Raw genomic sequence first — 16,030 nt, 5'->3', positions numbered from 1 at the left:
CCGTACCTGCCCGACCTGCCGCGATGCGGGGGCGTGAACGCTTCGGGTCGGAATGGTGAATCGGGCGATTCCGGGCGGCCCGGGGCGGTGGTCGGCAGGCGCAGAATGAAGGCATGAGCCCTCTGCTGCGCCGTACGAAGAAGAAGCCCGCCGAGCGGGTGGTCACGCTGGTCGGGAAGCCCGGATGTCATCTGTGCGAGGACGCGCGGGCGGTGGTGAGCGCGGTCTGCGCGGAGACCGGTGCGTCGTGGGTGGAGAAGGACATCACCGAGGACGAGGAGCTGTACAAGGAGTACTGGGAGCAGATTCCGGTGGTGCTGATCGATGACGAACAGCACACGTTCTGGCGTGTGGACCCGGCGAGGCTGCGCAAGGCGCTGGGTGCGGACGCGAAACCCGGTTAACATTGCGGGCGTTTTGAGTGGCCTCGGGGGCTTGGCTGTGAGGAGTGTGTACCGCTTTGCCCCCTTCGAGGCTGCAACGGGCCGATGCGGTCCCCGGTTCCGGGATCGCGCGGGAAATGTGCGTGACCCCGGTCACTTTGACCAGACAAAACGGACACCATCTTTGTGCACGCGTTCACAAAGACATAGCCTGCATTCGACGGGGCGGTCTTGGGACATACGGCCGCCTGCAGCCCCGCTCATCCCGCAGGAGCACCGTGGCAACTGGCCGAACACACCGACCGGCGACCCGTAGCCGAGGAATTCCCGAGGCCACCGTCGCCCGACTTCCGTTGTATCTGCGCGCCCTGACCGCGCTCTCCGAGCGATCGGTCCCCACGGTCTCCTCCGAGGAGCTGGCCACGGCGGCCGGCGTCAACTCGGCGAAGCTGCGCAAGGACTTCAGCTACCTGGGGTCCTACGGCACCCGCGGTGTCGGATACGACGTCGAGTATCTCGTCTACCAGATCTCGCGTGAGCTCGGGCTCACCCAGGACTGGCCGGTCGCGATCGTCGGTATCGGTAACCTCGGCGCGGCCCTCGCCAACTACGGCGGCTTCGCCTCCCGCGGCTTCCGGGTCGCGGCGCTGATCGACGCGGACCCCGCCATGGCCGGTACGCCGGTGGCCGGGATCGCCGTCCAGCACACGGACGACCTGGACCGGATCATCAGCGACAACGGTGTGTCCATCGGCGTGATCACCACCCCGCCCGGCGCGGCCCAGCAGGTCTGCGACCGGCTCGTCGCCGCCGGTGTGACCTCCATCCTGAACTTCGCGCCGACCGTGCTGTCGGTGCCCGAGGGCGTCGACGTACGCAAGGTCGACCTCTCCATCGAGCTCCAGATCCTCGCGTTCCACGAGCAGCGCAAGGCCGGCGAGGACTCCGCCGCCGAGGACGAGGGCGCGCCCCCGATGCGTGCCACGCCCGCCAGCCGGAAGGGACCCGACGGGGACATGCCCGCCGTGATGCCCGCATGAGCCTCCTCGTCGTCGGACTGAGCCACCGCAGCGCCCCCGTCTCCGTGCTGGAACGGGCCTCGCTCGCTGCCGAGACCCAGGCCAAGCTGCTCCAGGACACCCTCGCCGCGGAACCCGCGACCGAGGCCGCCGTGCTGGCCACCTGCAACCGCATCGAGCTGTACGCCGACGTGGACAAGTTCCACGCGGGCGTCGCCGAGCTCTCCACCCTGCTCGCCCAGCACAGCGGCGTCGGTCTGGAGGAGCTCACTCCGTATCTCTATGTGCACTACGAGGACCGGGCCGTCCACCACCTCTTCTCGGTGGCCTGCGGGCTGGACTCGATGGTCGTCGGCGAGGGCCAGATCCTCGGCCAGATCAAGGACGCGCTCGCGCGCGGCCAGGAGCTGCACACCGCCGGACGGCTGCTGAACGACCTCTTCCAGCAGGCCCTGCGGGTCGGCAAGCGCGCCCACAGCGAGACCGGCATCGACCGGGCCGGGCAGTCGCTCGTCACCTTCGGGCTCCAGCAGCTCGCCGCCGGCGCCGACCCCGAGTGCTGGGCCCGCGGCAAGCGCGCCCTGGTCATCGGCGCCGGATCGATGTCCTCGCTGGCCGCCGCGACCCTCGCCCGCACCGGCTGCGCCGAGGTCGTCGTCGCCAACCGGACCCGCTCCCGCGCGGACCGCCTGGTGGAGATCCTCCAGCAGGGCGACGACACGGAGGTGCGCGCGCACGCGGTCGAGATGTCCGCGGTCGGCGACGAACTGACACGTGCCGACATCGTCGTCTCCTGCACCGGTTCCACCGGCCTCGTGCTCACCGCCGACGCCCTCGCCGACGCCCTGGGCGTGACCCTGGACGCCGCGCCCGAGAAGCCCGCGGCCACCGTCACCCCGGCCCCGGCCGACGTCGACCAGCACGCCGCCTGGGTGGAGAACGGTTCCGCCACCTCCGCCGCGCACGCCGGTCCGGCGACCGCGCTGCGCCGGGTCACCGTGCCCGCCCAGTCCACCGGACCGGTCCGGCTCGCCCTGCTCGACCTCGCCATGCCGCGCGACATCGACGGCGCGGCCCACCGCATCGACGGTGTGCGCCTCGTCGACATCGAGTCGCTCGCGGAGGCGTCCGCCGACGCCCCGATGGCCGCCGATGTGGACCGGGTCCGCACCATCGTGTCCGACGAGGTGGCCGCCTTCGGCGCCGCCCAGCGCGCCGCGCACGTCGCCCCGACCGTGGTCGCCCTGCGCACCATGGCCGCCGACGTGGTCGCCGGCGAGATCGCCCGGCTGGACGGCCGCCTTCCCGACCTGGACGAGAAACAGCGCGCCGAGATCACCCAGACCGTGCGCCGCGTCGTCGACAAACTCCTGCACGCGCCCACCGTGCGGGTCAAGCAGCTCGCCAGCGAGCCCGGCGGCGCCGGGTACGCGGACGCGCTGCGCGAACTCTTCGACCTCGACCCGCAGACGGTGGCCGCCGTCTCCCGGGCCGACCTGAACGACCCGAATAGAGGGCGGTCATGACCGACAACTCATCGCCGGACGCGCGAGGCGCCGCGCCGCTCCGGCTGGGCACCCGGCGCTCCAAGCTCGCCATGGCCCAGTCCGGACTCGTCGCAGAGGCGGTTCGCGAGGTGACCGGGCGCGCCGTCGAGCTCGTCGAGATCACCACGTACGGCGACACCTCCCGCGAACACCTGGCGCAGATCGGCGGCACCGGCGTGTTCGTCGCGGCCCTGCGCGAGGCGCTGGCACGCGGCGAGGTGGACTTCGCCGTCCACTCGCTCAAGGACCTGCCGACCAGCCAGCCCGACGACCTCGTGCTGGCGGCCGTGCCGCAGCGCGAGGACCCGCGCGACGCGCTGGTCGCCCGGGACGGGCTGACCTTCGAGCAGCTGCCCGACGGCGCCCGCATCGGCACCGGTTCGCCGCGCCGCATGGCGCAGCTCAACGCGTACGCCCGTTCCCACGGCCTGCGGATCGAGACCGTCCCCATCCGGGGCAACGTCGACACGCGGATCGGGTTCGTGCGTGACGGGGAGCTCGACGCGGTGGTTCTCGCCGCCGCCGGGCTCAGCCGTCTCGGCCGGAGCGGTGAGGTGACCGACTTCCTGCCGGTCGACACCGTCCTGCCCGCTCCCGGCCAGGGAGCACTGGCGATCGAGTGCGCCGCGTCCAGCGCGGACCTCGCCGCCGCGCTCGCCGAGCTCGACGACCCGTACACCCGGGTCGCCGTGACCGCCGAGCGTGCCCTGCTCGCCGCCCTGGAGGCCGGCTGCTCCGCACCTGTGGGTGCGCTGGCCGACCTCTTGGTCGACGGACAGGTTGTCAACGAACTGCGCCTGCGCGGAGTCGTCGGTACCACCGACGGTTCCTCGCTCGTACAGCTGTCCACCACCGGTCCCGTCCCCACGTCGCACGACGACGCGGCGGCCCTCGGTCGCGAACTCGCGGCCGAGATGCTCGCCAAGGGTGCGGCCGGTCTTATGGGGGAGCGAGCACTTTGAGCCCCACCGGCCCCGCCGCATCCGACTTTCCTGCCCTGTCCGCCCAAGGCCAGGTCACCTTCCTCGGCGCCGGTCCCGGCGACCCGGGACTGCTGACCCTGCGCGCCGTCGAGGCGCTCGCGAGCGCGGACGTCCTTGTCGCCGAGCCCGAGGTGCTCGACGTCGTTCGCAGCCATGCGCGAGCAGGCGTGAGCACGCCTGAGCTGACGGTTGTTGACGTCTCGTCAACAGCCGCCGGTGTACCCGTTCTCAGGGATGCGGCCAATCTTGTCATGGAGGCCGCGAAGGGCGGCAGGCGGGTGGTCCGTGCTGTCGCGGGCGACCCGGGCCTGGACGGGGACGCGGGGGCGGAAATGCTCGCCTGCGCCGCCGCCGGGGTGCCCTTCGAGGTCGTCCCGGGCATCGCGAACGCCGTCGGCGTGCCCGCGTACGCCGGGGTGCCGCTGCGTGACGCGCAGGGCGCGGACGTCCGCTTCGTCGACGCCCGTACGGCCTCCGACCGGTGCTGGGGCGAGGTCGGCGCGAGCGACGCGACCGCCGTCGTCTCCACCACGCTGGACGCGGTCGCGGCCGCCGCCGGTGAGCTGGTCTCGGCGGGCCGCAAGCCCGACACCCCGCTCACCGTGACGATCGCGGGCACCACCACCCGCCAGCGCACCTGGACGGCGACCCTCGGGACGATCGCCCAGACCCTCAAGCAGGCCAAGGTGCTGCCCTCGCCCGAGGGCCACCGGCCGGTCATAGCCGTGGTCGGAGAGCGCAGCTCCGCCGCCCAGCGCGACCAGCTCGCGTGGTTCGAGTCCAAGCCGCTGTTCGGCTGGAGGGTGCTCGTCCCGCGCACGAAGGAGCAGGCCGCGTCGCTCTCCGACCAGCTGCGTTCCTACGGCGCGGTGCCGCACGAGGTCCCGACGATCGCCGTCGAACCGCCGCGTACGCCCCAGCAGATGGAGCGCGCGGTCAAGGGCCTGGTCACCGGACGCTACGAGTGGATCGCCTTCACCAGCGTGAACGCCGTCAAGGCGGTCCGGGAGAAGTTCGAGGAGTACGGGCTCGACGCCCGGGCCTTCGCCGGGATCAAGGTCGCCGCGGTCGGCGAGCAGACCGCCGCCGCGCTGATCGACTTCGGCGTCAAGCCGGATCTGGTGCCCTCCGGCGAGCAGTCCGCCGCCGGGCTGCTGGAGGACTGGCCGCCCTACGACCCGGTCTTCGACCCGATCGACCGGGTGTTCCTGCCGCGCGCCGACATCGCCACCGAGACCCTGGTGGCCGGGCTGATCGAGCTGGGCTGGGAGGTCGACGACGTCACCGCGTACCGCACGGTCCGCGCCTCGCCGCCGCCGGCCGACACCCGCGAGGCGATCAAGGGCGGCGGCTTCGACGCGGTCCTGTTCACCTCGTCCTCGACCGTCCGGAACCTGGTCGGCATCGCGGGCAAGCCGCACAACGTGACCGTGATCGCGTGTATCGGCCCGGCCACCGCGAAGACCGCCGAGGAGCACGGTCTGCGGGTGGACGTGCTGTCTCCGGAGCCGTCGGTGCACAAGCTCGCCGAGGCGCTCGCCGCCTTCGGCGCGCAGCGCCGGGACGCGGCGAAGGAGGCCGGCGACCCGGTGACCCGGCCGAGCGAGCGGCGCCCGGGCGCGCGCCGGCGTCGGACGACGACGTAGCAGTTACGAGGGTGAGTGGGCCCGGTCGCCTCGGCGGCCGGGCCCGCCGCCTTTCCCGGCGCAGGTGTCGGTAAGACCCTGCGGCGTACGGGTCTATCGTCGAAGGATGACTGCGTACGGAAACTTCCCCGGCTCCCGCCCCCGGCGGCTGCGGACGACCCCGGCGATGCGGCGGATGGTCGCCGAGACACGGCTCGACCCCGCGAACCTGATCCTCCCCGCGTTCGTCCGCGAGGGCATCGACGCCCCGGTCGCCATCTCGGCCATGCCCGGCGTGCACCAGCACACCCTGGACACCCTGCGGAAGGCGGCCGTCGAGGCGGTCTCGGCCGGGGTCTCGGGGATCATGCTGTTCGGGGTGCCGGAGGACGCGAAGAAGGACGCCCGGGGCACGGTGGGCACCGACCCGGACGGCATCCTCCAGGTCGCCCTGCGCGCGGTCCGCGAGGAGGTCGGCGACGACCTCGTCGTGATGTCGGACCTGTGCCTGGACGAGTTCACCGACCACGGCCACTGCGGTGTCCTGACGGCGGACGGCCGGGTGGACAACGACGCGACGCTGGAGCGGTACGCGGAGATGGCCCAGGTCCAGGCGGACGCCGGGGCCCATGTGGTGGGCCCCAGCGGGATGATGGACGGTCAGGTCGGCGTGATCCGGGACGCCCTGGACCAGACCGGCCACGAGGACGTGTCGATCCTCGCCTACACCGTGAAGTACTCCTCCGCCTTCTACGGCCCCTTCCGCGAGGCCGTCGGCTCCTCGCTCACCGGCGACCGCAAGACCTACCAGCAGGACCCGGCCAACGCCCGCGAGTCGCTGCGGGAGCTGGCGCTGGACCTGGCGGAGGGCGCGGACATGGTGATGGTGAAGCCCGCCGGACCGTATCTGGACATCCTCGCCAAGGTCGCGGAGTCCGTGGACGTGCCGGTCGCGGCGTACCAGATCAGCGGTGAGTACGCGATGATCGAGGCCGCCGCCGAGAAGGGCTGGATCGACCGCGACAAGGCGATCCTGGAGAGCCTGACCGGGATCCGGCGGGCCGGGGCGCAGATGATCCTCACCTACTGGGCGACCGAGGTCGCCCAGTGGTTCGGACACGACAGGGGCTGAGACCCCGCGTGATCACGGCCCACCCGCTCCGGTCTCCTGGAGCCGGTGGGCCTCCTTGATGGAGAAGCGGGCGCTGTCCCGGACGAGCGGGTCCTCGTCGGCCCGTGCGGTGGTGTCGAGGACCGTGGCGACGATCGGGTCGTCGGTGTAGGGCGCCAGCGACATCGCCGCGTACTGGCGGACCAGGTCCTCCTCCGGGTCGCGCAGGGCGGTGAGCAGGGCGCGGCCCGCTTCGTGGCGCAGGACGGGGTCGGCCGGGGGCCACAGGCGCAGGACGGTGGCGCTCTCGACGCGGGCGAGGTCGTATTCGCCCGGGTCCGCGACGACCGAGACGAGGAACGGCAGCGCCTGGGCGTTGGCGTCCAGCTCGGTGATGATCTCGCGCTTGCGGTCGCTGCCCGGCGGCAGCGCGCGGAACTCGGCTATCAGGCGTTCGGCGACTTCCGCCGCTTCCGTCGCGGAGGCAGCTTCCGTCGTGGTCGGGACGTTCGTGTCGTTCATGGGGGTGGACACTTTCTGTCAGGGCCAGTCGACCAGTGCCATGAATGCTACGAAAGTGACCCCCACGGTGGCGGGTGCGGCGAGTGCCAGGCCCACGCGGCGGGCGGCGAAGCGGAGTTGGTGCGGTACGGCCCAGCTCGCGATCAGCACGGCCAGGGCGATGAGCAGGCCGATCCACAGGACGGTCCAGCCGACCATCCAGCTGTCGTGGAAGCGCTCGGCCACCTCGCCGTTGCAGGAGTCGCACTCCATGGGCGAGAGCGCCCCGTAGAGCAGGGCGAGCAGCCCCAGCGGCACGGTGATCACCGAGGAGATCAGCGGGGCGATCCAGGCGTGGGGGTCGGGCGTCTCGTCGGGGGAGGGTGCGGGGGCGGTCCCGGGCCTGTCGTCGCTCATGTTCCCGAGTGAACCGCGTGGGGCCGCCGCCCGCATGAGTACGAGGGCTCAGCCGGCGGCGGTCCGGTCGGCGCGGGCCGCCAGCCAGGCGCGTGCCGCGTTCACCTCGCCTTCCGTGAGAGCCGGGCGCACCTGGTCCGGGTGGCGCGTGACGTAGTGCTCGCGGGCCGCCTTCAGCCCGATCGCGCGGGCCTCGGCGGAGAGTGCGGGGTGGTCGGCCACCTCCTGGGCGCGGTGCCACCAGCTGTGGCTGCGCGGGTCGATCTTGTAGTGCCACAGCGGCTGGGCGGGGTCGGCGACGCCGATCAGAACGCGCTCCAGGGCACGCGCGCGGACACCCGGCTCGGCGATCAGCTGCTCCGCGACATGCAGCGGGTGGACGCCGTCGAGACGGGCGCGGAGCAGCACCCAGGTCATCAGATGCCCGGTGTCGTGTCCGCCGGAGACGATGAACTCCCACAGCTCGGCGGCCTTCGCCTCGTCGGGCGCGCCGAGGTGGGTGAGCAGCCGGACCGGGCCCTTCCAGAGCGGCTTGGGCTTCGCCCACCAGGCCGCCAGCGCTTCGGCGGCCGGGTGGCCCAGGTCCTGGGCGAGGCAGGTCAGGGTGACCAGCGGGTGGCGCCACTCGGTGTACGTGGTGCGGTACTGCTTGGTCAGCTCCTTCTTCCAGCGGGGGAGGAGGGCGAGCAGTTCCGTTTCGGTCGCCTCGCCGTGGGTGTACAGCAACTCCAGGCAGAACGCGATGCCCTGGACTTCGGTGGACGGGTCGGCGAGCCGGTCGCGGAGCCACCGGACGTCGGACGGGGTGAGGGTGCGGTAGCGGTGGTAGAGGTCGCCGAGGCCGCCCTCGTAGCCGGTGAGGTCGGGGCCGGTGCCGGCGAGGAGGTCGTCGCGGACGGACTCGTACCGCTCCACGGCGGCCAGCGCATCGGCCGCCTCGGCGGCGTCGGTGAGGCGGCCGGCCGCCTCGCGCACCCGGCCGGTCGTGTCGGCGGCGGCCTTCGCGGCGGCGACCCGCAGCGGGCGCGGCAGCCGGTCGTCCGTGGCGAACCGGACGGTGGTGGCGAGGAGGAGCGGGAAGAAAGCGTCGGAGGTGGGCGGGCGGGGGGTGCTGTGTTCGTCCGTGACGGCTTCCCGCAGCGCGTGGAGGAGGCTCGTCTGCGCGGTCTCGGGCGCGGTGTGGGCCGTGAGCTCCTCGGAGAGCGCGGCGGCGGCGCGCACCGGGTCCGGTTCGCGCAGGGCGTGGTGGGCGCGGAACCAGCCGCGTACGGCACCTTCGTCACCGGTCAGCGCCCACGCACGGAGCAGCTCCAGTGAGCGCGGGGACGGGTGCGCGGCCAGGTCGTACGCCGCGTCCGGGCCCAGCTCGGCGGCCACCTCCCAGGCCTCCGGGTGCTCCTGGCGCAGCAGCGCGGGGAGCACGGAACGCCAGCCGCGCCAGGCCGTGAGCCGTCCGGCGTACGTCTCCCGCCAGGCGGACAGCAGCCGTGCCGCCTCGTCCGGGGTCAGTGCCCGCCGGTGTTCCAGCGGGGCGGCGAAGCGGTCGGCGGCGGCCAGGTCCACGGGGCCCGCCAGTCGCTCGTGGAGCCAGCGTTCCTCGGCGGCGGTCAGCGGGTCGTACTCCCGCTCGCGGGTCTTCCGGCTGCGGGGCGCTTCGACGCGGGCGAGGAACTGGCGTACGCCCGCGGTGTCCTCGGGGTCGGGCAGCCCGTCGGCGTCCGTCGCCGTGACCTTGTCCAGCTGGAAGGCCCCCTGCGGACCGTTGTCGACGATCCGGTAGCCGGGCGGGCCCTCCCCGAGACCGGCGGCGACCGTGGCGTGGTCACCGCCCCAGTGCAGGTAGAGCACGCCGGTCAGTTCGCCGGAGCGGGCGAAGGCGTCATGGGACTGCCAGTGCCAGTAGGCGAAGGAGGTGTCGGTGGCGATGCCTTGGGTCGCGAACATCTCGGCCGCGTCCTCGTGGCCGTCCGACTGGGTGTAGCGGCCGCGGGTGGGCGGAGGCAGGACGGCGAAGCGGTCTCCGCCGAGCGTGCGCCACCAGGCCTTGATCCTGCTGAGGTCCGTGTTCAGTCCCACCAGAACGACCACGCTTCCTGGTTGAGAATGGTCTTCTCCGCGTAGACGTCGAGGTCATATGGCGGAGACTGGTCGATGTTGTCCGGGCAGAACGCGTAGTGCTCGGCGGCCAGGGCGCGGGCCTCCTCGATCGTGGCGGGCGGGCGGCCCACGGAGACGATCATCGTGTCGAAGCCGAGCGCCACGACCCGGGCGTCGTAGCGGTCCTCCCAGGAGCGGAGCACCGCGCAGAGCCGGGCCACGTCGTTCTCGTGGTTCATCGGGCCCGACCAGCCGATCGCCGCCGGTATGTCGGCGCTGCGGCGGGCCGGGACGAGGGCGATGCGGGCTCCGCCGAGCCACTCGTCCGCGTTGGCGGTGATCACGCCCACGAGCCCTGCGGCCACCGCGTCCGGGTCCTCGGGTGCCTCCCGGGCGGGGACGGGCGCGAGGCCGGGCCAGGAGCCGGCACCGCCGGACTGTTCACCGTCCTCCCCGTTGTCCTCCCCGCTGTCTTCCCCGTCCTTCCCGCTCGCCTCGCCGGTCCCGCCGGTCCCGTCGGCCGCCGGGCCGTCGCCGATCTCGTCGTCCGCGTAGTCCGTCCAGTAGCCCGCGAGGACCTCGTCGGCGTCGTGGTCGCCGGGATACGAGGTGCCGTCCGGGCAGAGGTCCCAGTCCTCGGGCCACTGGTCGCGCGAGCCGCCGGTGACCAGCACCGGCAGCAGCCCGAGCCGCCGCCCGGACGTCCGCAGGGCCGACCAGCCGCGCTGGTCCGCCGGGCCGTCCGCGTACCAGAGCAGCGGCTCGTGCCAGGGGCCGTCCAGCGTGGCGTCCACCAGGGAGCCTGGCGGGAGGTCCAGGCCGGAGGAGGCCAGGGAGGGCAGAGGATTCGGGAGCGTCGCCATGGAGGTGACTCTAGGCCGGGGCACTGACAACGGGTACGGACGGCGGGTGCCGACCGGGTGCCGAGCGGGAGCGGGCTGCCTCCGTCGGTCATAGGCTGAAAACTGCCGTGCGACGCGGCCACGGCCACGGCCACGACCACGACCACAGCCACGGGAAGGAGACCGCGATGACCGGGACCACCGCGGCGCAGGTCATGGAGGAGCTGGCCGGGCTGGAGGACCCGAAGATGCGCGCGGTCAACGAGCGGCACGGCGACGACCACGGCGTGAACCTCGGCAAGCTGCGCGCGCTGGCCAAGCGGCTCAAGACGCAGCAGGACCTCGCCCGCGACCTCTGGGCCACCGACGACACGGCGGCCCGGCTGCTGGCGCTCCTGATCTGCCGCCCCAAGGCCTTCGAGCGCGACGAGCTGGACGCCATGCTGCGTGAGGCGCGCGCCCCCAAGGTGCACGACTGGCTGGTCAACTACGTCGTGAAGAAGAGCCCGCACGCCGAGGAACTGCGCCTCGCCTGGACCGAGGACCCCGACCCCGTGGTCGCGAGCGCCGGGTGGGCGCTGACCACCGAGCGGGTGGCGAAGAAGCCCGAAGGGCTGGACCTCGCCGGGCTGCTGGACACCGTCGAGGCGGAGATGAAGGACGCCCCGGACCGGCTCCAGTGGGCGATGAACCACTGCCTGGCCCAGATCGGCATCCAGCACCCCGAACACCGCGCCCGCGCGATCGCCGTCGGCGAGCGTCTGGAAGTCCTCAAGGACTACCCGACCCCGCCGAACTGCACGTCCCCGTACGCGCCCGCCTGGATCGCCGAGATGGTGCGACGGCAGGAAGAAGCCACCCCGCGAGCCACCTGACGCGCCCCCCAACGAGCCCCCAGGAGTCCCCGTGAACAGGATCGTCACGTCCATCTCGCTCTCCCTCGACGGCTTCTTCGAAGGGCCCGACCAGGACATCGACTGGCACACGGTCGACGAGGAGGTGCACCAGCACTTCAACGACTACCTGCGGCTGGTGGGCGGCTTCGTGGAGGGGCGCGTCACCTACGAGCTGATGGAGGAGTTCTGGCCGACCGCCGATCAGGACCCGGAGAACGAGGGCCCGATGGCCGAATTCGCGGGGATCTGGCGGGACATGCCGAAGTTCGTCTTCTCGCGGACGCTGGAGAGCGTGGGGCCGAACGCGACCCTGCTGCACGAGCTCGACCCCGAGCAGGTGCGCGGCCTGCGGGACGCCGCCTCGGGGGATCTGGTGGTCGGCGGGGCGGATCTGCTGGAGTCGTTCCGGCAGGCCGATCTGATCGACGAGTACCGGGTCTACATCCACCCCGTCATCCTCGGCCGGGGCCACCCCTTCTTCCGGGACACGGAGGAGCGACAGATGCTCCGGCTGCTGGAGACCCGGACCTTCGGGAACGGAGTCGTCCTGCTCCGTTACGAGACGGTCCGGGCGTGAGGCTTACGGTGACGAGGGGTCAGGCGGTGGCCGCGTAGGCGGCGAACGCCGACCAGGCGGTGGGTGCGACGGTGAAGGTCGGGCCCTCGATGTCCTTGGAGTCACGGACGTGGACGGCGGCGGGGTGCGCGGCGATCTCGACGCAGGCCCCGCCTTCGCTGGCGCTGTAGCTCGACTTCCGCCAGTCGTAGGCGACTTCGAGGCACGCGCCGCCTTCGTCGCCGCTGTAGCTCGACTTGAACCAGTTCAGTGCGGTGCTCATGTCTCTCCCAGTAAACGGGCCAGCAGGCGCAGGGTCTCGAAAGGGGTGAGCGCCTGGGCTCGCAGCATCGCATATTTCTGGGCGAGGATGCTGATCTCGTTCCGGTCCGAGATCAGGTGGCTGCCACGCTGGGTTTCGGAGTATGCGGCGTGTTGGTGGTCCGGTGTTTCGAGGAGAATGAAGGGGCCGTTGAGGCCTGCGTGGGCCCTGCTGTCCAGCGGGAGTACTTGGAGGCAGACGCCCGGGAGTTGCGCCATCGCGTAGAGGTGGCGCAGTTGTTCCTGGTGGTCCTCGTCCGACGTCAGCTTCATCATCAGCACCGGCTCCCAGATCACCATGCTGATCGTCGGCGGCTTCTTCCGGTCCAGGATCTGCTGGCGTTGCAGTCGCGTCGCCGTCTGTGTCTCGATCTCCTCCGGGCTGTAGACCGGGATCTTGTTGCTGAACACCGCCTCCGCGTACGCCTTCGTCTGGAGCAGGCCCGGGATGACTTGGTTGTCGTACCAGGACAGCGCCAGCGCCTCGTGTTCCATGTTGAGGTAGTGCTCGGCCCACAGCGGAATCAGGTCGTATTCCGGCATGTTGTCGACCGCCGCCGACAACGCGCCCTTGGTGTCCAGCAGATCGTCGATCGTCTCCGCCAGGTCCGGCACGAGCGAGCGCCTGCCCTGCTCGATGGAGGCGATCGTGTCCTCCTGTACGCCCGCGGCCAGGGCCAGTTCGACCTGGGTCATGCCCGCCTCGGTGCGGAACCGGGCCAGGAGCTTGCCCACGAGCTTCATCGTCGACGCGTTCTTACGCTGTCGCTTTCTGGGGTGCATACGGTTCCCACTCCCACCCCGGAAGCCACTTCACGCATGGGCGACCCGTACAACAAATCTGTACGGGTCGCGCATGGTTACGGCACGTCAGGCCCTGGCCCGGGCTGCTCCGTCGGCTCAGAACGTCAGTGCGGTCTCCATGTCCGACTGCCAGTAGGTGACGAAGCCCAGGCTGTCCGTGTAGGTCTCCGCCGGGAGCTTCAGCGTGGCCTCGCCCTTGGACTTGTTGTTCTTGTCGACCATGATCACGCCGAGGTTGTCGCTCCTGACCGGCTCGCCCTCGCCGGGCTGCCCGAGCAGGCCGATGCCCGCGTACGCCTTCTCGCCCGGAGAGAGCACGACGACGGCCTGCGGCTTGCTGTCGTCGAGGATCGGGTAGACGGCCTGCGCGTCGTCGAAGCGGAGGAACGGCGCGTGGTATGCGGCGCAGTCCTTGGAGCCGGTGTTGGTCACCGTGAGCAGCAGGTGGTTGATCGGGCGGCTCACCTTGGAGACCTTGACCGTGGAGTTCTTGGGCGTGCACGTCGGGATCGAGGCCGCCGCCTCCGCGTTCGGCACGGTCTCCGGCTTCTTGCCGTTGCCCCCGGCGTGCTTGCCCCCGGCGGGCACGGTCTGCGTCTCGGGTGCGCCGGCCTCCGGCGTGTCCTGCTGTGCCCCGCCGTCGGTGCTCGACGCCGCGGGGGCCGCCGTCTCGGCGGCGCCGGCCGGCTTGGTGCCCATGGCCTTGTCCTCGCCGCCGCAGGCGGTGAGCGAGAGGGCGGCCGCGAGGGCGGTGACGGCGACGGCGGTGGTGCGGATGCGGTTGATGCGCATGTCGGTGGTACTCCCCGTACTCGGTTGATCAGCGGTGCTGCTGTGGTCTGGTCCGAGCTTGCGGGGTGGCGGATTCCGGCCGCAACGCCCGCAGAACCATTGGGGATGCTGGAACGTCTACGCGTACGGTGACCTGCGGGAATTCCGCGTCCCTGGAACGCCGTTCCGGGACGCACGAGGAAGGGGAACGCCGTCGTGGCGACGCCTGAGGCCGAGCATTTCGCGGCCCTGCTGAAGGAACTGAAGGACCGTTCGGGGCGTAGCTACGGGGTTCTGGCCGGGAGACTGCACGTCAGTACGTCGACCCTCCATCGGTACTGCAACGGGGACGCCGTGCCGAACGAGTACGCGCCGATCGAGCGGTTCGCGCGGCTGTGCGGGGCGAGCGGCGACGAGCTGGTGGAGGTGCACCGGCGGTGGATCGTGGCGGACGCGGCCCGGCGACGGCCTCCGGCGGGGGCCGCCGAACCTGTTGTCGTGCCTGACGCCGTTCCCGGTGGGGGAGAGGCGAGTGAGCCGCCCCCGGTATCCGGGGAACCCGAGCTGTCCGTCACGTCAGGCCGTGTCGGCGGTGGCGACCGGCCGGGCCCCGGCTCCCGGTGGTCCCGGCTCTCCCGGCGTACGCGGGTGCTCATCGCCGCCGCCGGGGTCGCCGCGCTCCTCGTGCCCGGCACCGTCGTCGCCGTGGATCTCGTCGGGTCGGGGAAGGAGGGCGGCGGGAGCGTCGCGGACCGGGTGGAGGACGCGGGCGGGGACCTCGCGGCGGCCCCGGACGGCTCCGCCTCCGGTACGCCCCGGCCCTCCGCGAGCCCGAGCCCGTCGGGTTCTTCGGCGAGCGCATCCGGGTCCGCGTCCGGGCCGCCGTCCGGAAAGCCCCCGGCGGGTGGCGGCTCCGGGCCCGGTCAGTCCCAGAGCGGGGGCGGCGGCGGTACGGGCCTCGGGGCTCCGCCGACCGTCACCATCAGCTCGTACAACTGGGAAGAACCCTGCGGTCAGCACTATCTGGTCAACCAGGGCCCCGACAAGCTCGATCCGCCGCCCGCACCGCAGGACCGGCGCGGCTGGGCGGAGTCGTACGGCGGGGTCGAGGCGGGGAACGCGCTGCTCCAGCTCACCGTGCAGGGCACCTCGCGCGAGGCGGTCGTCCTGAAGGGCATGAACGTCCGCGTGCTCTCCCGTAACGCTCCGCTGCCCTGGTCGGCGTACAAGATGGGCAACGGCTGCGGCAGCGGGATCACGCCGCAGACCTTCGCGGCCCACCTCGACGCCGGGCACCCCACCCTCCGGCCGGTGCCGGGGACGCAGGGGGACGTCGAGGTGCCGGCCGTGGACTTCCCGTACAAGGTGACGTCCGAGGACGTGGAGGTCTTCAACCTCGATATGGAGGCCGTGAATTACGACGTCACCTGGTTCCTGGAGCTGGAGTGGAGCAGCGGCGGGAACGAGGGGACGCTACGGATCGACGACCACGGGAAGCCGTTCCGGCTGAGCGGGATGAAGGGGCGGCCGGAGTATGTGTACGGCGGTCCCGGTTACGGCTGGGAGCCCGCCGGTCAGCCTTGATGTGAGGTGCTCCTGGCGGAAGGCCCCTCACTCCGGGGGGATCGGGGTGGCTCCGGCGAAGGAGCCGTTGCAGTGGACCAGCGGGGTGGACGCCGAGGGGTCGGGCGGGGCCGCGTCCGCCAGTTCGCCCACGATCAGCCAGTGGTCCCCGATGCGCTGCCGCAGTTCGACCCGGGCCACCAGCCAGCCGGCCGCCGAGGGGAACAGCGGGGGGCCCAGGCGGTGGCGGGTCCAGCCCGGGGCGTCGAACCGGTCGGGGGTCCAGCGGGCGAATGTGCGGGCCAGGTCGGTGTGCGGGGTGCCGAGGAGGTGGACCGCGAAGTGGCCGGCGCGCAGGACGGCGGGCGCGGCGGAGGTCCGGGCGTCGAGGTAGAACGAGACCAGTGCGGGTTCCAGCGACACCGAGGTGAACGACGAGGCCGTGAAGCCCGCCGGTCCCGGCACGGTGATCACGGTGACGCCCGCCGCGTGGCCGCGCAGGGTGCGGCGCAGGAGGTCGGCGGCGGCCGGGCCTTCCGCGACGGCCGTGGTCTCGGTCTTGGTGGTGGTCGGGGGCGGGGGATGGGGCATGAA

17 protein-coding genes are annotated in these 16,030 nt (G+C 72.1%); 9 read left to right on the top strand and 8 right to left on the bottom strand.

What is annotated here, in order from left to right; translation table 11 throughout:
• Positions 1–113 precede the first annotated feature (113 nt).
• The 6 genes from ACSMXR_RS15565 (at position 114) to hemB (ending at position 6,689) form a co-directional block, all read left to right on the top strand.
• Positions 114–404 carry a glutaredoxin family protein gene (locus ACSMXR_RS15565; RefSeq protein WP_030088041.1) on the top strand — a complete coding sequence of 97 codons (291 nt, stop codon included), beginning with the start codon at positions 114–116 and terminating at the stop codon, positions 402–404.
• A 257-nt stretch (positions 405–661) separates the two neighbouring features.
• The gene (locus tag ACSMXR_RS15560; protein WP_003968336.1) at positions 662–1,423 is read left to right on the top strand and encodes a redox-sensing transcriptional repressor Rex; all 762 of its coding nucleotides are present in this window, start codon (positions 662–664) and stop codon (positions 1,421–1,423) included.
• Positions 1,420–2,928: a glutamyl-tRNA reductase gene (locus ACSMXR_RS15555; RefSeq protein ID WP_137234236.1), complete on the top strand. Its 1,509-nt coding sequence runs from the start codon at positions 1,420–1,422 to the stop codon at positions 2,926–2,928. Before ACSMXR_RS15560 ends, ACSMXR_RS15555 begins: the two co-directional genes overlap by 4 nt.
• Positions 2,925–3,911, top strand: a complete 987-nt coding sequence (gene hemC, locus ACSMXR_RS15550) for a hydroxymethylbilane synthase (RefSeq protein ID WP_137234235.1) — start codon at positions 2,925–2,927, stop codon at positions 3,909–3,911. The genes ACSMXR_RS15555 and hemC overlap by 4 nt, the downstream gene beginning before the upstream one ends.
• A complete protein-coding gene (locus ACSMXR_RS15545; RefSeq protein ID WP_103507737.1) occupies positions 3,908–5,578 on the top strand; it encodes a bifunctional uroporphyrinogen-III C-methyltransferase/uroporphyrinogen-III synthase in 1,671 nt (556 codons plus the stop codon). The genes hemC and ACSMXR_RS15545 overlap by 4 nt, the downstream gene beginning before the upstream one ends.
• Positions 5,579–5,684: 106 nt before the next feature.
• Complete coding sequence (gene hemB, locus ACSMXR_RS15540) at positions 5,685–6,689, top strand: porphobilinogen synthase (RefSeq protein ID WP_473172141.1); 1,005 nt, start codon at positions 5,685–5,687, stop codon at positions 6,687–6,689.
• A 12-nt stretch (positions 6,690–6,701) separates the two neighbouring features.
• Here hemB and ACSMXR_RS15535 read toward each other — a convergent pair whose 3' ends face one another.
• The 4 genes from ACSMXR_RS15535 to ACSMXR_RS15520 are packed head-to-tail and all read right to left on the bottom strand — an operon-like array spanning position 6,702 to position 10,546.
• Complete coding sequence (locus tag ACSMXR_RS15535; RefSeq protein ID WP_164621841.1) at positions 6,702–7,190, bottom strand: hypothetical protein; 489 nt, start codon at positions 7,188–7,190, stop codon at positions 6,702–6,704.
• Between the two features lie 18 nt (positions 7,191–7,208).
• On the bottom strand, positions 7,209–7,586 hold the full coding sequence (locus ACSMXR_RS15530) for a hypothetical protein (protein WP_381852007.1): 378 nt from the start codon (positions 7,584–7,586) through the stop codon (positions 7,209–7,211).
• A 48-nt stretch (positions 7,587–7,634) separates the two neighbouring features.
• Complete coding sequence (locus ACSMXR_RS15525) at positions 7,635–9,674, bottom strand: hypothetical protein (protein ID WP_473172140.1); 2,040 nt, start codon at positions 9,672–9,674, stop codon at positions 7,635–7,637.
• Positions 9,653–10,546: a DUF4253 domain-containing protein gene (locus ACSMXR_RS15520; RefSeq protein WP_473172139.1), complete on the bottom strand. Its 894-nt coding sequence runs from the start codon at positions 10,544–10,546 to the stop codon at positions 9,653–9,655. Before ACSMXR_RS15520 ends, ACSMXR_RS15525 begins: the two co-directional genes overlap by 22 nt.
• A 167-nt stretch (positions 10,547–10,713) precedes the next feature.
• Here ACSMXR_RS15520 and ACSMXR_RS15515 point away from each other — a divergent pair, with 167 nt between their 5' ends.
• Both ACSMXR_RS15515 and ACSMXR_RS15510 read left to right on the top strand, forming a co-directional pair.
• The gene (locus ACSMXR_RS15515) at positions 10,714–11,400 is read left to right on the top strand and encodes a DNA alkylation repair protein (RefSeq protein WP_218525947.1); all 687 of its coding nucleotides are present in this window, start codon (positions 10,714–10,716) and stop codon (positions 11,398–11,400) included.
• Between the two features lie 31 nt (positions 11,401–11,431).
• The gene (locus tag ACSMXR_RS15510) at positions 11,432–11,998 is read left to right on the top strand and encodes a dihydrofolate reductase family protein (protein ID WP_473172138.1); all 567 of its coding nucleotides are present in this window, start codon (positions 11,432–11,434) and stop codon (positions 11,996–11,998) included.
• Positions 11,999–12,017: 19 nt separating this feature from the next.
• On the opposite strand, the gene ACSMXR_RS15505 is transcribed toward ACSMXR_RS15510, so the two are convergent.
• From ACSMXR_RS15505 to ACSMXR_RS15495, 3 genes are all read right to left on the bottom strand, one after another.
• The gene (locus ACSMXR_RS15505) at positions 12,018–12,260 is read right to left on the bottom strand and encodes a DUF397 domain-containing protein (RefSeq protein WP_137234227.1); all 243 of its coding nucleotides are present in this window, start codon (positions 12,258–12,260) and stop codon (positions 12,018–12,020) included.
• Positions 12,257–13,042, bottom strand: a complete 786-nt coding sequence (locus ACSMXR_RS15500; RefSeq protein WP_473172137.1) for a helix-turn-helix domain-containing protein — start codon at positions 13,040–13,042, stop codon at positions 12,257–12,259. The genes ACSMXR_RS15505 and ACSMXR_RS15500 overlap by 4 nt, the downstream gene beginning before the upstream one ends.
• A 156-nt stretch (positions 13,043–13,198) precedes the next feature.
• The gene (locus tag ACSMXR_RS15495; RefSeq protein ID WP_473172136.1) at positions 13,199–13,894 is read right to left on the bottom strand and encodes a DUF4232 domain-containing protein; all 696 of its coding nucleotides are present in this window, start codon (positions 13,892–13,894) and stop codon (positions 13,199–13,201) included.
• Positions 13,895–14,089: 195 nt separating this feature from the next.
• On the opposite strand from ACSMXR_RS15495, the gene ACSMXR_RS15490 reads away from it, so the two are divergent.
• Positions 14,090–15,457, top strand: a complete 1,368-nt coding sequence (locus tag ACSMXR_RS15490; protein ID WP_473172135.1) for a helix-turn-helix domain-containing protein — start codon at positions 14,090–14,092, stop codon at positions 15,455–15,457.
• A gap of 27 nt (positions 15,458–15,484) precedes the next feature.
• Here ACSMXR_RS15490 and ACSMXR_RS15485 read toward each other — a convergent pair whose 3' ends face one another.
• Positions 15,485–16,027, bottom strand: coding sequence for a flavin reductase family protein (locus ACSMXR_RS15485; protein ID WP_473172134.1), 543 nt, complete (start codon positions 16,025–16,027; stop codon positions 15,485–15,487).
• Positions 16,028–16,030 lie beyond the last annotated feature (3 nt).

It is taken from the genome of Streptomyces sp. DSM 106670, assembly GCF_055792845.1.
The sequence above is the reverse complement of the archived record's forward strand: the minus strand, read 5'-3'. Positions and strand labels throughout refer to the sequence as shown.

Excerpts from the sequence above, each read along its gene's own strand:
- ACSMXR_RS15565 (WP_030088041.1), top strand. The coding sequence starts at position 114 with ATGAGCCCTCTGCTGCGCCGTACGAAGAAGAAGCCCGCCGAGCGGGTG.
- ACSMXR_RS15555 (WP_137234236.1), top strand. The coding sequence starts at position 1,420 with ATGAGCCTCCTCGTCGTCGGACTGAGCCACCGCAGCGCCCCCGTCTCC.
- hemC (WP_137234235.1), top strand. The coding sequence starts at position 2,925 with ATGACCGACAACTCATCGCCGGACGCGCGAGGCGCCGCGCCGCTCCGG.
- hemB (WP_473172141.1), top strand. The coding sequence starts at position 5,685 with ATGACTGCGTACGGAAACTTCCCCGGCTCCCGCCCCCGGCGGCTGCGG.
- ACSMXR_RS15535 (WP_164621841.1), bottom strand. The coding sequence starts at position 7,190 with ATGAACGACACGAACGTCCCGACCACGACGGAAGCTGCCTCCGCGACG.
- ACSMXR_RS15530 (WP_381852007.1), bottom strand. The coding sequence starts at position 7,586 with ATGAGCGACGACAGGCCCGGGACCGCCCCCGCACCCTCCCCCGACGAG.
- ACSMXR_RS15520 (WP_473172139.1), bottom strand. The coding sequence starts at position 10,546 with ATGGCGACGCTCCCGAATCCTCTGCCCTCCCTGGCCTCCTCCGGCCTG.
- ACSMXR_RS15515 (WP_218525947.1), top strand. The coding sequence starts at position 10,714 with ATGACCGGGACCACCGCGGCGCAGGTCATGGAGGAGCTGGCCGGGCTG.
- ACSMXR_RS15505 (WP_137234227.1), bottom strand. The coding sequence starts at position 12,260 with ATGAGCACCGCACTGAACTGGTTCAAGTCGAGCTACAGCGGCGACGAA.
- ACSMXR_RS15500 (WP_473172137.1), bottom strand. The coding sequence starts at position 13,042 with ATGAAGCTCGTGGGCAAGCTCCTGGCCCGGTTCCGCACCGAGGCGGGC.
- ACSMXR_RS15495 (WP_473172136.1), bottom strand. The coding sequence starts at position 13,894 with ATGCGCATCAACCGCATCCGCACCACCGCCGTCGCCGTCACCGCCCTC.
- ACSMXR_RS15485 (WP_473172134.1), bottom strand. The coding sequence starts at position 16,027 with ATGCCCCATCCCCCGCCCCCGACCACCACCAAGACCGAGACCACGGCC.